Consider the following 13,673-nt stretch of genomic DNA (forward strand, 5'->3'; position numbering starts at 1 on the left):
CACTTTGATAATGCCTTTAAGAGTTCAGTTTTGGACTGCTTAAGAATCCCCGCGTCTTCAGCGCGGGGAGTATCAAGCTCTAGAATAAATAGGGCTTACGCAATCCGCCGCGAATGCCTCTAACAATTAGGAGTGGTGGGCAATGCCTACAAATCGGGCGGCGTAAGTCGTGAATAAAAACAACAAAACAGCTTGGCTAGTGGTGGTGCGTGAGGAGTTAACGTGACAAACTTTATTTCCAAAATGAAGGAGATCTCCAGAAAGTTTCGGGGGGATAATCTCCCCAACCCGGGAGAGGCTCGAGAACCAGAGGATCGGCAAGGGTCACAAGCCGCACCGATGCTGGCACAGAGTCAGCAATCCACCGAGAGCGAAGCTGCCCCCTCGGAACCTAGAGAAGCGCTTTCGGAACTCAAGGCACCGAATTCGAGCAAGATGGCGCGCGCGGGAAAAGCACTGGAGGGCGAAGCTACCCCCTCGGAACCAGGAGAAGCGCTTGCGGAGGTTAAGGAACCGAATGCGAGCAAGATGGCGCGCGCGGGAAAAGCAGTGGCAAAAATCCGCGTGGCGCTCGAGCACCTTTGGAAAAGCCCGGAGGGTAAACTCCTGTATCGCCGTCGAGGGTTTTGGGTGGGTGTGGGAGTGCTGACCCTGAGTTCGGGGGTGGGTGCGGTAAGCTGGGGCTGGTGGTATTTAGACCGCAGCTTGCCCAATGTGTCGGAAGTGTTTACGTTTGTGCGCGATGGCACCTTGACGATTAAAGCGGCGGATGGTCGGATCCTACAGCAAATAGGACCCGCGACGCGAGATAAACTGAATATCGAGCAGATTCCCGTGCCCTTGATTCATGCCTTTATCGCCTCGGAAGACAGTCGATTTTATCAACATCATGGCATCGACTATCAAGGGATTTTGCGGGCAACGGTGTCTAACGTGCTGGCGCGAGATGTGGTGCAAGGCGGAAGTACGATTACGCAACAACTGGCGCGGATGGTGTTTCTGACGCAGGAACAAACCCTGGGGCGCAAACTCCGGGAAGCCCTGCTGGCGATGAAGATTGAAGAGGAGATGTACAAAAAGCAAATCCTCGATCGCTATCTCAATTACGTTTATCTCGGGTCCGGTGCCTATGGGGTGGCGGATGCTGCATGGGTGTATTTCAGCAAGTCGGTGCCAGAGTTGACTTTGGCGGAAATGGCAACGATCGCCGGTTTGCCTCCGGCACCTTCGGTGTATTCGCCTTTGGTGAATCGGGAAAATGCCCGCAAGCGTCGCAATATTGTGTTGCAACGGATGGCTGAATTGGAATACATTACCCCAGAGGAAGCGGCGGCGGCGCGGGCAGAACCCCTGCGGGTGAAGGCGAGTGCCCCGAAACGCCTACAGGTGGAGGCTCCTTATTTTACGTCTTACATTCAAAAAGAGTTGCCGAAGTATGTGTCGAAAGAAGCCCTGGAAATGGGGGGCTTGACGGTGGAAACGACGCTCAATCGAGAATGGCAGAAGATTGCGGAAGAGGTGGTGAAAGAGGCGGTGGAACTCGATGGGGCCTCTCAGGGGTTCGAACAGGCGGCGTTGGTGGCGATCGCGCCGAAAACTGGTGCGGTTAAAGCAATGGTGGGGGGTCGCTCTTTTGAGGAAAGCGAGTTTAATCGGGTGACTCAGGCCCAACGTCAACCGGGTTCGACGTTTAAAGGGTTTGTCTATACGGCGGCGATCGCGGCGGGTTGGTCTCCTTATGATGGTTACGAAGATGCGAATTTTAAGGTAGATGGCTACAAACCGCGCAACTTCGGGGGCAAATATCGCGGCTGGGTCTCGATGCGCGATGCCCTCAGTAGCTCGATTAATGTGGTGGCGGTTAAGGTGTTGATGGATATCGGCTTTGAACCGACGATTAAACTGGCGCAAGATATGGGGATAAAATCGAAACTGGAGCCGATTTATTCTCTGGCGTTGGGGGGATCGGAAGTGAATTTACTGGAACTGACGAGCGCTTATGGGACGATCGCGGCGGAAGGGAGGCATTATGAGCCGCATGGGATCGTTCGGGTTGTCGATCGCCGAGGGAAGACGATTTACGCTGCTGATTTTAAACCGCAACGCGCTCTGGATGACGAAACGGCTTCGATTATGACTTGGATGCTCGAACCGGTGGTGCAGTACGGTACGGGGGCGGCGGCGCAATTGCGCGATCGCCCGGTGGCTGGGAAAACGGGGACCTCGGACGAAGCCCGCGATTTATGGTTCATCGGCTTTATCCCCCAACTGGTGACTGGGGTATGGTTGGGCAACGATGACAGCTACCCCACTTGGGGCAGCAGCAGCACCGCCGCCTTTACCTGGCGTCAGTTTATGGACAAAGTGACGGAGGAACTCCCAGTGCAGGAGTTTCCCGAACTGCCGGAGTTAGAGGATCGCAACGGATTTCTGAAAGCGCAACCGGTGCAACCTCACAGTGTTTACTACGGCGACACCACGCCGGATAACGCGCAATCTGGCTCGGCAAATGCCCATGATTATTATGAGGGCTATTATTACTAAATGTGAGGTCGCCAGGTTCGATGCATGTCGGGGCGATCGCAATCCGCCCCGACATTAGGAATGATTTACACGCTTGTGGCTTCATCGGAGAAGTCACTTAGAACCAACCCTGATAAAACCCCTGGAAAATATTTCTATCCAAGCCAATCTGGTGGATAGTTTAATTCGGGGGGATTTAAAATACTGAGCGTCAATAGGTATCCACCGCATGTTTTGGTATTGCCGGAAGATGATGCGAATCGCCAGATTGCGATCGGTTTTATTCTGCATCCAAACCTGAACGAGCGTGCTATTCAAGTGCTGCCCAATTCTGGGGGGTGGACAAGTGTTCTGGAGGAGTTCGCGAAAGTTCATGTTCCAGAAAAGAGTAGTGAGATGAGTGGCAAAAGTGGCAATTATTTTGCATCTGTGCTGTTTAAAGGCGGAGAATTGCCGGCACTGCGATCGCAACCCCGTATCCCCCAGACCGGGATAGGGGGTGAATCAAGGGCGATCGCAAGCTGCTGTAGGAACATCCCGCGCATCCCATTGCCGCATTACCCCATCCCCTTGGCTTTCTCTGCAAGCAGGGGGTGGGGCGTGCCTACAAGCGCGATCGCAGTTCAACTCTGCTACGCATAACTTTTTCTAATCAATCACCCGGGTCAATATTCCTCTTTAGAGAGAGACGCGGGTTTCCCTCATATCGTAAAATAATATTGTAGTTCGATAAGAGTGCTTATGAATCTATTAATGGATGTCTCTGCTGCAGCCAGCAATACCGATTTTGCCGTAACGGGTGTGGTATTTGCCGTCGGCTTTATTGCTGCAGCGACCATTGGCTCGATCGCCTGGTACAACTCTAAGCGTCCCCCGGGTTGGGAAGACAAAGAACGTCCCGACGTGGTGCCAAAAGTCGATAAGAAAAACTTAAGCGAATAAACCCCATAATAAAACCTGACTGGGGCGATCCATCGGCGATCGCCCCGCCATTATCCACTCCCAACTTTGCGCAAGCGCACCATAAAAAACCCATCCATGTTATGCTGGTGCGGCCACACTTTAATCCACCCCTCTGAGGTGGCAAAAGCCGCTGGGGGCGTGCCCGATTCCGGGGGTTCAATTCGCCAGTGGGGGCGATCGCGCAAAAATTCGCGAATTACCGCTTCATTTTCCAACGGATGCAAGGTGCAAGTGGCATACACTAACACCCCACCGGGTTTCACCCATCGAGCCACTCCCGCCAGCAATTCGCCTTGCAGTTGCGACAGTTGCTCGATGTTTTCGGGAGTTTGACGCCACCGGGCATCGGCGCGACGATGCAGGGTGCCGAGTCCAGAACAAGGGGCATCTAACACCACGCGATCGCCTACGTCCTGGAATTGACTCAACTCCCGACTGTCACCCCTGACGATTTGTACCGACTCGATCTGCAGTCGTTGGGCATTTTCCGGCACTTTTTTCAACCGCGACGCCGTGCGATCGCACGCCCAAATCGTCCCTTCATCTCCCATCAACTCCGCAATGTGAGTTGTCTTTCCCCCAGGTGCCGCACAGGCATCGATCGCCACCTCTCCCGGTTGCGGCGCGAGCAAATACCCCACCAGTTGGGCGCTACTGTCTTGCACGGTCCACCATCCCTCCCCATATCCCGGTAAATTTTGCACCGCACCCGCACCGGCACTTAAGCGCAACGCTTGGGGCAAATGAGGCACCGGCGACACCTGCACTCCCGCCGACTTTAGCGCCGTTTCCACTGCTTCGCGGGAACTTCGCAGGGGATTAACTCGCAAATCTAGGGTGGGCGAGTGATTAAACCACTCGCATAATTGTTGCGTTTCTTCTACCCCTAATTGCTCTACCCAATAGGCGACAATCCAATCGGGAAAGCTATACGATATCCCCAACCGTGATATTTCGTCGGCGGGTAATTTTAGCGGATCGCCATCTTCCGAATTTGCCAAGCGCAGGTATTGACGCAATACCCCATTCACAAACCCGGCGAGTCCTTTAAATTTATTCGCTTTGGCTAACTCAACGGTGGTATCCACTACGGCGGAAGGGGGGATAAAGTCGAGGTAGCGCAACTGATACAATCCCAAGTGCAGAATAATTCGCAAATCCCGGGGTTGCTGGTGGGCTTTCTTTTTCGCCAGTTGGTCGATCGCCGCGTCAAGGGTTCTCCGTCTTCTCACGCACCCATAGACCAATTCCGTTGCCAATCGCCGATCCCTCGGGAGCAGTTGTTCCTCTGCGCCCACAGTGGCTTTGTGCAGCCATTTGTCTAAGGCAACATCGGCAAATGCATCGCGACGATCGATGTCGCGCAGGGCTAAAAATGCGAGTTGACGAGGATTTTGCATAATAGAAATGGGGCTAGCCCTTTTGTGTTATCGGCACAGGAGAAGGTTACATGCGATTCAGTCGCGATCGCAGGTTATCGAGTTGGGCGTCAATTTCTGCAAAATCGATGTCCGGCATTTGCTCTAACTGATTTTCCATCCGCGCAGAGGCGGCGCGTGCCTTCAGAGTTTGAGTGTGAGCTTCCAAATTCGAGAAATGACGTTTGAGCGCATCGACTCGAGGCGTCAATTCCGCAAGCTGGATTTGCAGTTGCTCTGCAATTTTACTTTGGCTGTGTTTTTCTGTCAACCACTCCCGCGCTTTTGCCTCATCTTTTTGCTGCAAGGCGCGTTGCGCTTGTTGTTGCAATCCCTCGATGCGGGTTTGGGTGGCGCGGTACTCTTGGGCGAGGCGTTGTTGACTGGCAACGGCTCGATCTACACTTTGCTTCAGTTCCGCAATGGTTTGTTTCAGCTCTGCCTCGGAGTCGCTGCGTTTTTGCTGCCAATCGGTGATATTCGACCGAATCAACCGACTGATGCGATCGCCTAAATTCATGGTTTTCTCTCCTGTGATAATCGATTCGTCTTTATTTCATTTGCCGTATGGGTGGGGCTGAACCTGTCGCGCGATCGGTTTTCAGACTCCCCTGAAAGCGAAATCAGGCGGCCCTGTCTGCTTGGGGAGGGGGGTTTATCTATTTTATCGCTTTATTGAGTAAACTATTGCGGGCGGAAACCCTGAACGAAATTCATCCAAGGGGAAACTTTATTGCCGGTAATATCGAGAATGGGGATATATTCGGTTCGTTGCGGTTGGCTATAGCGAAAGATTGCGGTTTGTTCTGGGGTTCCGGTTCCATATTCTCTGACTTGTTGCGCCGCGAGACGACAACTAATCTCGAAATTGCCCATATTCACTTCCCCACCCCCGGCAAAATAGTTCCAGGAAATCCCCTGCAATCTTGAATTTTGACATTCATAATCCGTGATTTCAAACATCTTGGCGAGATGAACGTCGTACAAGCGAAGCTGACCCCCATAAGCGGGGTTGGTAGTATTCCAATTGGGAACGATGAATTCCGCACCCATGTAAGCATCTCGGTCGGGGGTAAACGCACCTAAGTGAATGCGATCGATGGGAACTTGAGTGCTGTTTTGGGCGATCGCTGCTTTAGGGGTTGGGTTTATCCCCAGTAACAGAGCGATCGCACAAGCCGTTACCGCTAAACTTTGAGGTAGCATTTTTTGAAGGTTCCTGAAATGTTTTCATTCTATTTTATCTAAAATTACCGATTTTTGCAATTTCGATTAAAGATTTTGACGCCTTGACTCATTCTGCCAATTCAGCCCCGGAACCTTTTCTTTTCCTGGCTGCAAAGCCATCGTAAACTAACCCTATAATTAATAGGCTTTTCCAGGAGCCTTTACCTGTAATTTAGGCATTAAAAGCAGCAATATGGACAGCACTTGATGGAGGGGGAGAAAGAAAAAGGATTGCCGCGCCTTTTCCTGGGATAGAGCTGGAGAGGTTAGGAGGGGGTGCTATCATAGAAAAAATAGGATTATTACAAAAATGGAAAGCCTCCATCACCCAAAAGACATTCTCAAAGACCGTTACCGGATTACCCACACCCTCGGGCGCGGTGGAATTGGCATCACCTACGCCGCCGAAGATTTACAAACGGGCAAGTCGGTGGCGATAAAAACACTCTCCCTGCGCCAGACCCAAGACTGGAAAGTTATCGAGCTGTTTGAACGAGAAGCCAAGGTGCTTTCCCACCTACAACACCCGGCCATTCCGGATTATTTAGATTATTTTAACATCGATACGCCAGACGATCGCCGATTTTATATCGTGCAAGAATTGGCGGAGGGACAATCCTTGGAAGAAGCGATCGCAAGTGGCTGGCATCCCACAGAAATAGAGAGTCGAGACATTGCCAAACAGGTGTTAGCAATTCTCAACTATTTGCATGAATTAAACCCGCCAGTAATTCATCGGGATATCAAACCGCAAAATATTATTTTGCACTCCAACGGTCGGATATTGCTAGTAGATTTTGGGGCAGTACAAGATACCTATCGCCATACTATGACTAGCGGGAGTACCGTGGTAGGAACCTACGGTTATATGGCCCCAGAACAGTTTCGCGGACAAGCACAACCCAGCACCGATTTATATGGGTTGGGTGCCACGTTAATTTATTTGCTGACCCACCAATCCCCAGCAGAATTACCGGAAAAACGACTGAAACTTGATTTTCGTCCCTATGTGAATGTGTCGAATGATTTTGCCGATTGGTTAGAGCAAATGCTAGAACCTGCAGTGGAAGACCGGTTTACATCAGCGGTGGAAGCATTGGGGGTTTTGGATGGAAATCGCGAATCGATTTATCCCCTAAAATCCAGTTCCCGCAAACCCGCCGGCAGTCGCATCAGTTTGAACAAAACCAAACGCAAACTGGTGGTGGATATGCCCCCCACTGGATTTAAACCAGATTCGATTGGGTTGATATTTTTTGCGTTATTTTGGAATGGATTTTTAGTGCTTTGGACGTCAGGTGCCGCAATGGCAAGCATCTTTTTTGCCATGTTCTCGATTCCGTTTTGGGTGGTGGGATTGACCCTGACGGGAACATTATTATTTCAGTTTTTCGGGCGAACTCGCTTGGAAATCGACCGGGAAACCTTCCGTTTGCAGTGGCAGCTTTTCGGTTTTACCCGCAAAATCGAGGGGAATGTGGAGGATATTTATCGCGCAGAAGTCAGCCCGAGCAACGTTAAAATTAACAGCCGACCGGTGGTGAGTTGCGCTCTACAAGTAGGGGTCAAAACCTATCGTTTCGGTTCCAACTTTACGATAGTAGAGCAAGAGTGGTTGGTCTCGGAAGTGGCCTCTTTTATCGGAAAGCCAAGCCTTATGTCACATCGATGATTATCAAGCAGAAAAACCCCAGGCAAAATCAATGAAAACCCTTAATCCAAAAGCAGCCTAAATTCTGGAAGTTTACCGCGATATCGCTCATTGATTTGATAGGGCTTACCTACGGTTCGGAAACCTCCGTAATTCCCTATAATTGAACGGTTGCAACCGCCCAATTTAAAGCGAGGGATTGAGCGGAAAACCGCATCCGATCGCCGCGTATTTTCCCTGGGTGGGGCGAAATGTCGCAGGGCGTTTCGCTATCATAGAAACAATGCGATTATTGCCAACGTTATGGAAACCCTCCATCATCCAGAAGACCGGATTAAAAACCGCTACCGCATTACCCACACCCTCGGGCGCGGCGGAATTTGCATCACCTACGCCGCCGAAGATTTAGAAACGGGCAAGGCGGTGGCGATAAAAACCCTTTCTCTGCGCGCAACCCAAGAGTGGAAAGCGATCGAACTGTTTGAACGAGAAGCCAAAGTGCTTTCTCAACTAGAACACTCGGCGATTCCGGATTATTTAGATTATTTCCAAATCGATACCTCAGACGATCGCCGATTTTATATCGTGCAAGAATTGGCGGAGGGACAATCTTTAGAAGAAGCGATCGGACAAATATGGAAGTTGACAATCAGCCGATAAGAACTTGCAATTTGCAGGTGGGAGGGCAAAATTATCGCTTCGGATCGCAACTGAAAATACCAGAACAAGAGTGGTTCGTGTCGGAAGTGGGGGATTTTGTGGGAAAAGTTCTCTCTATCCCTTCCGGATGAGAATAACCGGAACAACCGCAAGTGGCAAGAAAGGAAATAATTTGATGTCAAGGCACTGTAAAATGGGCGATCGTTCATCTTCAAATATGCGCTATTATCGAGAGTATTTGCTGTTAGCCGGGATTCTGCTGTTGGGGGCGGGACTGCGTTTCGCGCAATTGGAGGCAAAACCGCTGTGGTTGGATGAAATTATGACCGGGTTGTTTAGTGTGGGAGGAAGCTACGATCGCGTGCCTTTGGATGTGCAGTTGAGGGTGGGACAATTGGCGGATATTTTTACCCTAAATTCCCAGACAAGTTGCGGTCAAATTGCCCAAACGGTGGCCACGGAATCGACCCATCCGCCCCTGTTTTTTTGCTTGACTCACCAGTGGTTAAAGCGAGTAGAAGGCTCTTTTGCGTGGCAGGTGCGATCGCTGTCTGCTTGGTTTGGCATTGTCGCGATCGCGGGGATTTATCTTCTCAATCGTCTGGCCTTTTCTGCCCGCGCCGCCAGGGTCGCCGCCGCACTGATGGCGGTGTCTCCCTTCGCCGTTTATCTCTCCCAAGAAGCGCGGCACTATACCTTACCGATGGTCTTAATTATTTTAGCATTAATTGGATTAATTGAAATGACAAAGCGCGTATTTTTAGGTAAAAAAGTACCGATACTTTGGGGGCTGGCTTGGTCTGTAATCAATGCAACGGGTTTATATGTCCACTATTTCTTTATTTTGGCTTTTGTGGCGCAAATTCTAACTTTATTTGCTGTTTTTATCTTTCGATTTAGGCTAAATTGGCGAGTATGTAATAAAATTCACAAAAATCAGCAAACTGCAACAACTACTCTGCTAAAACTAATATGCTTTTGCCTGTTGCCCGGACTATTTTATTGGCCGTGGTTGCCGATTTTGCTACAACATTTCAATCGTCCGGAAACCGATTGGTTTCAACCCTTTAACCCCTCATGGACGGATAGCATTACGCCAATTTTTAATACTCTGGCTGGCTGGTTGGTGATGACTGTGGCGCTGCCGGTGGAAAATCAACCCCTGTGGGTGGCGATTTCTTCCGGGTTGCTGATGCTGATATTTGCTGGCTGGATGGTGGGGCAGATTGCTGGCAATTTTTGCAGATTATTTACCACAAAAACCACACAGTTGTCAAGTATAACCCTGGGATTTTTTACCGGATTCGTGCTGTTGCAATATTTTGCAATTGTTTACTTGCTGGGGAAGGATATTACCTCGGCGGTGCGGTATCATTTTATGTATTATCCGGGAATTTGTGCCTTACTTGCTGCCAGTTTGAGCGGGAAAAAACCGCCAGAAAAAAGGGACACAGACAAGGGAAATGTTTCCCAGGAATTGCCGGGGGAGGGGAAGCGGGTGAAAATGCGAGGATTTCGGTTTTCGGGATGGGTTTTTCCGGTGATATTGGTGGTGTTGTTGGGGGCGATAAGCAGCAGTTTTGTGGTGTCGGGGTTGGTGTTTCAAAAACCCTACGATCCGCAGGGAATGGCGCGGCGGATGAATGTGAATTTTGATGCGCCGGTGATGGTGGTGGTGGGATATGAGAATTATCAAGAAGTGGGGTTAGGATTGGGGTTGGCGCTGGAATTGGAGCGCATTCGCGCGCAGAATCCGGAAGAGACTTGGGTGGCGTTTGTGACGCGATCGCCGAGTTATCAGTCGGTATGGGAATATTTAGCGCAGTTGGGCGAACTTCCCGCTGCGCCGCTGAATTTATGGATCGTCGCCCCCGGGTTGAGACAACGACAATATCCGCCACAATTAGCCCTATCCAAACAAGGGGTTTGTCAGCTTGTCCCGACGGAGTATTATCGGCTGGGGATTCCCTATCAGCTTTATCGCTGTGAGAGGTTGGGGAAAGGAAGTTCGCCAAAGGGGAGGAAAACAGAAAGCGGGATACAGGGGATTCCAGGGGCGAGACGGGGGGATCTTAACGGTTTCCTCGTTCAAGAAAAACGGTATAAGAAAGCCGATTTTTAGTTCCTACTGAACCTACGCCAAAGGGGGCGATCGCCCGCCAACTATTCATCAATCTGCCACACTTCCTTGCCATACTCCTCATCCAGGATTTTTTTAGGACGCAGGACCAACAGGATTTTTCCCAGCAAGCGGGTATCCGGTTGAGACTCAAACCACTGCATATCCAAAGTGCCATTGCGATCGCAAATAAAATAACTATTCTCATCCCAAACGCGCATTGAGCGATCGACCACCAGCAACACCGATTCCGGTTTGCCCGTCAGGGGTTGAGCAAGGCGATCGCTGTGGCACAAAATCGCCACCGGGTCTTCCGCCTGTAACACCACTTGCCAACTCGGAATCGGCACCCACGCCGCATTTCCCGACGCCTTCACCATGCCAAAGGGTTCTTCTTCCTCCACCAAAGGAACCGCCTGTAAATCCGCCGGTGTCAGGGGCATTTCCCCCACCACCGGCAGGATGCGGGGCAATTGTTCCGCCGATTCGATGCGATACACCGGCAATATCGGCGCGGGTTTCGACGGGGTGACGGTAAAATCCGTAAGCAACTGCTCGATTTTTTGACGGGCGCTGGGGGTATGGGCAAAAGACAGGCCCCGGGCAATCAAGCGCGATCGCTCTTGCATATCGGATTTTTGCCGTGCCAATTTCCAGGATTGATAAGCCACGGCATCTCCGGGATGGGAAGAAAATCCCTCCGGTAATTTAGACAAGCGAGAGAAGTCTTTCATCGCTTTTGCCAATTCGTGACTTTCATCAAAATCGAGATTTCTTTGCACGATAAATTCAGCGGCGGCGGCCCGTTCTTCTTGAGTCAAAATCCGCAATTCGTAGAGAATATCGCTGCCTTTGCGGGCAAAATGCGATCGCGTATGGTCCGAGACTCCTACAGTGACAATCGAATCGTAAACCTGAGATCCGACAATCACCTGATTTTGGTGAACTGGCTCAAAGCCAGTTTCTTCAAAAATATTTTGCGAATTATAACCCGATCGCGCCAACTGGTGACAGGCTTTGCCCCAGTCAACCCAAGAGCCTTCCTTGCGACGCAGCGATCGCACCAATTTTTCCGCCTCTTGCTCGGATAAAGCGTTCGGATTGGGATTGGGAGTTCCTTGTGGAGTTTCAGTCATAGCTATCCTTAATTAGACCTCGATGTCTCACTTAACATAAAATCGCCTTCGACATGATATACCCCTTAAGTGCGAGAGTCTCCCTCGCTACGGTGAAGCGCGAGTATCCTCGCACTGCCGCTGAAATCGCGCCGAGGGGGGAGTTTCAGGTAGGGCGATCGCCTCCTAGTGCCCCATCACCCTTTTCCCGGGGCACTTTCCAGAGCAGAGCGCAGGTGTCCGTCATGGGTATCGAGCAACAATTGCGCCTCTCCCTTATCCAAATCGGTCCAATGCATGATCAGCGCCAACTTTACCGACCGACCGCTTTTTTCCAACAAAAAGCCAGCCTCTTGACGATTCAACCCCGTCAGATCGCTGAGAATTCGCAACGCGCGATCGTGCAGCTTGCGGTTCGTCACCGACACATCAACCATGCGGTTGCCATAAACCTTGCCCAGTTTAACCATCACCCCGGTGGAGAGGATATTCAGCGCCAGTTTAGTCGCCGTGCCCGCCTTCAAGCGAGTCGAACCCGCCAGCAGTTCCGGACCGACCAACAGACGGATATCGATATCTGCCGGCATGTCCACCTGTTGCGCCGGCACGCAGGCGATCGAAATCGTGGTTGCGCCGCGACGGCGGGCCGCCTGTAACCCGCCGATGACAAACGGAGTCGTGCCCCCGGCGGTAATTCCGACCACCACATCCCGTTCCACAATATGACGACGGACGATCGCATCTTCCCCATCCTCAGCGCGGTCCTCCAAATCTTCCGAACTGCGGATCAACGCACCGGCTCCCCCCGCAATAATGCCCTGCACCTGTTCCGGAGGCGAGCAGAAAGTGGGGGGACATTCTGCCGCATCCAACACCCCCAGACGCCCGCTGGTGCCCGCACCGATATAAAACAGACGTCCGCCATCGCGCAGGGAATCCGCCGTGCGGTCGATCGCCCGTGCCAGTTCCGCCCGGGCCGCCGCGATCGCGCTCAATACTTTCCCATCCTCGTGATTGAACAGATCCACCAATTCCAGAGAACTGAGGCGATCGAGATTTTCGCTTTTCGGATTCACCTGTTCCGTGAGCAGATGTCCCCGTTCCTCCAAATTACTCATCTAAACCTCCTTGTTGTGCAAACCCCCGCTATACCCAATTGGGTTAGCGGCGGGAGGAAACCAGCCGAACTTCAGGGTTCGATGCCCTGAAGTTCGTGGACTATAAACTGTAAGCATAGCCATCCTTTTTGTGAACAAACTGACAGGATTTGCGATCGATACCTTGCACTAAACCTATCGTAGTTGAGATATTAAAGCGTCCTGCCCTCGCGGGCCTACAGGGGTCGTGACTTACATTCTTACTTGTCAATAGATGATGAGTTGACCTTCCCAGAACTGCAGCGGTTTGTTCCCCCAAGATTCCGAACCCGCGCCATTGGGGTTACAAGAGACCTTCTAGCTGACGGCGGATGCGATCGAGTTCCGATTCCGAGAAGCTGGAGTCCTCGGCGGGGCGCTGTGAACTGCGATCGGGGATATCATCCGGATTCCAGTCCGTTTCCTCCAGATTGGTTTCTGGGGGAACGCTTAATTCCCCTTCCGGGATAACCTTGCAATCATATCCTGCTTCCCGACAAAACTCCTCCACCTCCTCCAAATCGATCGCCTCCGGAGTGGGCGTAGGGAAATCCTGGGCCTCCAACAGTCCCGCATAGCGGGTGGCATCATCTTCCGATTCAAACATCAGAACCGTATTGCGATCGCCAATTCGCAGAGTATGAATTCCTTCATTTTCCGTGCGGGCATTAAACAGTAAAACAAAGACACGCATAAGCTCAGACCCTCTTCCTATTAGGGGTCGATAGGGGCTTCACAACCCCCACCTCCCATTCAGAACCGTACATGAAACTTTCGCTTCATACGGCTCCTAGCCAATTTATCCCTTGTCATGGGAGCTGATTTTCGCTTGATATTCCTCAATTATGATGAGGTCTCTTG

The 13,673-nt window shown here is 51.3% G+C and carries 12 protein-coding genes; 6 read left to right on the forward strand and 6 right to left on the reverse strand.

Annotated elements, in window-relative coordinates; genetic code table 11:
* Nucleotides 1-243 precede the first annotated feature (243 nt).
* Nucleotides 244-2,544, forward strand: a complete 2,301-nt coding sequence (locus tag LKK83_RS03150) for a transglycosylase domain-containing protein (RefSeq protein ID WP_324629379.1) — start codon at nucleotides 244-246, stop codon at nucleotides 2,542-2,544.
* Nucleotides 2,545-3,276: 732 nt separating this feature from the next.
* On the forward strand, nucleotides 3,277-3,465 hold the full coding sequence (gene psb35, locus LKK83_RS03155) for a photosystem II assembly protein Psb35 (protein ID WP_442957270.1): 189 nt from the start codon (nucleotides 3,277-3,279) through the stop codon (nucleotides 3,463-3,465).
* A gap of 50 nt (nucleotides 3,466-3,515) precedes the next feature.
* On the opposite strand, the gene LKK83_RS03160 is transcribed toward psb35, so the two are convergent.
* The 3 genes from LKK83_RS03160 to LKK83_RS03170 all read right to left on the reverse strand — a co-directional run bounded on the left by LKK83_RS03160 (nucleotide 3,516) and on the right by LKK83_RS03170 (nucleotide 6,110).
* On the reverse strand, nucleotides 3,516-4,886 hold the full coding sequence (locus LKK83_RS03160) for a 16S rRNA (cytosine(967)-C(5))-methyltransferase (protein ID WP_324629381.1): 1,371 nt from the start codon (nucleotides 4,884-4,886) through the stop codon (nucleotides 3,516-3,518).
* 46 nt (nucleotides 4,887-4,932) lie between these two features.
* Entirely contained in the window at nucleotides 4,933-5,424 is a 492-nt protein-coding gene (locus tag LKK83_RS03165; protein WP_324629383.1) for a PspA/IM30 family protein, read from the reverse strand.
* A 164-nt stretch (nucleotides 5,425-5,588) separates the two neighbouring features.
* Nucleotides 5,589-6,110, reverse strand: a complete 522-nt coding sequence (locus LKK83_RS03170) for a hypothetical protein (protein WP_324629384.1) — start codon at nucleotides 6,108-6,110, stop codon at nucleotides 5,589-5,591.
* A 331-nt stretch (nucleotides 6,111-6,441) separates the two neighbouring features.
* Here LKK83_RS03170 and LKK83_RS03175 point away from each other — a divergent pair, with 331 nt between their 5' ends.
* The 4 genes from LKK83_RS03175 to LKK83_RS03190 all read left to right on the forward strand — a co-directional run bounded on the left by LKK83_RS03175 (nucleotide 6,442) and on the right by LKK83_RS03190 (nucleotide 10,564).
* A complete protein-coding gene (locus LKK83_RS03175) occupies nucleotides 6,442-7,803 on the forward strand; it encodes a serine/threonine protein kinase (protein ID WP_324629385.1) in 1,362 nt (453 codons plus the stop codon).
* Between the two features lie 150 nt (nucleotides 7,804-7,953).
* The gene (locus LKK83_RS03180; RefSeq protein ID WP_324629386.1) at nucleotides 7,954-8,442 is read left to right on the forward strand and encodes a serine/threonine protein kinase; all 489 of its coding nucleotides are present in this window, start codon (nucleotides 7,954-7,956) and stop codon (nucleotides 8,440-8,442) included.
* On the forward strand, nucleotides 8,418-8,573 hold the full coding sequence (locus LKK83_RS03185) for a hypothetical protein (RefSeq protein ID WP_324629388.1): 156 nt from the start codon (nucleotides 8,418-8,420) through the stop codon (nucleotides 8,571-8,573). Before LKK83_RS03180 ends, LKK83_RS03185 begins: the two co-directional genes overlap by 25 nt.
* Before the next feature lie 44 nt (nucleotides 8,574-8,617).
* Nucleotides 8,618-10,564, forward strand: coding sequence for a glycosyltransferase family 39 protein (locus tag LKK83_RS03190; RefSeq protein ID WP_324629389.1), 1,947 nt, complete (start codon nucleotides 8,618-8,620; stop codon nucleotides 10,562-10,564).
* 41 nt (nucleotides 10,565-10,605) lie between these two features.
* Here the strand turns inward: LKK83_RS03190 and LKK83_RS03195 are convergent, their stop codons facing one another.
* The 3 genes from LKK83_RS03195 to LKK83_RS03205 form a co-directional block, all read right to left on the reverse strand.
* Nucleotides 10,606-11,697: a RuBisCO accumulation factor 1 gene (locus tag LKK83_RS03195; protein WP_324629391.1), complete on the reverse strand. Its 1,092-nt coding sequence runs from the start codon at nucleotides 11,695-11,697 to the stop codon at nucleotides 10,606-10,608.
* Nucleotides 11,698-11,873: 176 nt separating this feature from the next.
* A complete protein-coding gene (gene murQ / locus LKK83_RS03200; RefSeq protein ID WP_324629393.1) occupies nucleotides 11,874-12,794 on the reverse strand; it encodes an N-acetylmuramic acid 6-phosphate etherase in 921 nt (306 codons plus the stop codon).
* 322 nt (nucleotides 12,795-13,116) lie between these two features.
* Nucleotides 13,117-13,506: a DUF3110 domain-containing protein gene (locus LKK83_RS03205; RefSeq protein WP_324629394.1), complete on the reverse strand. Its 390-nt coding sequence runs from the start codon at nucleotides 13,504-13,506 to the stop codon at nucleotides 13,117-13,119.
* Between the last annotated feature and the right edge of the window lie 167 nt (nucleotides 13,507-13,673).

The organism is Phormidium sp. CCY1219 (assembly GCF_035615515.1).
Classification (GTDB): domain Bacteria; phylum Cyanobacteriota; class Cyanobacteriia; order Cyanobacteriales; family Laspinemataceae; genus CCY1219.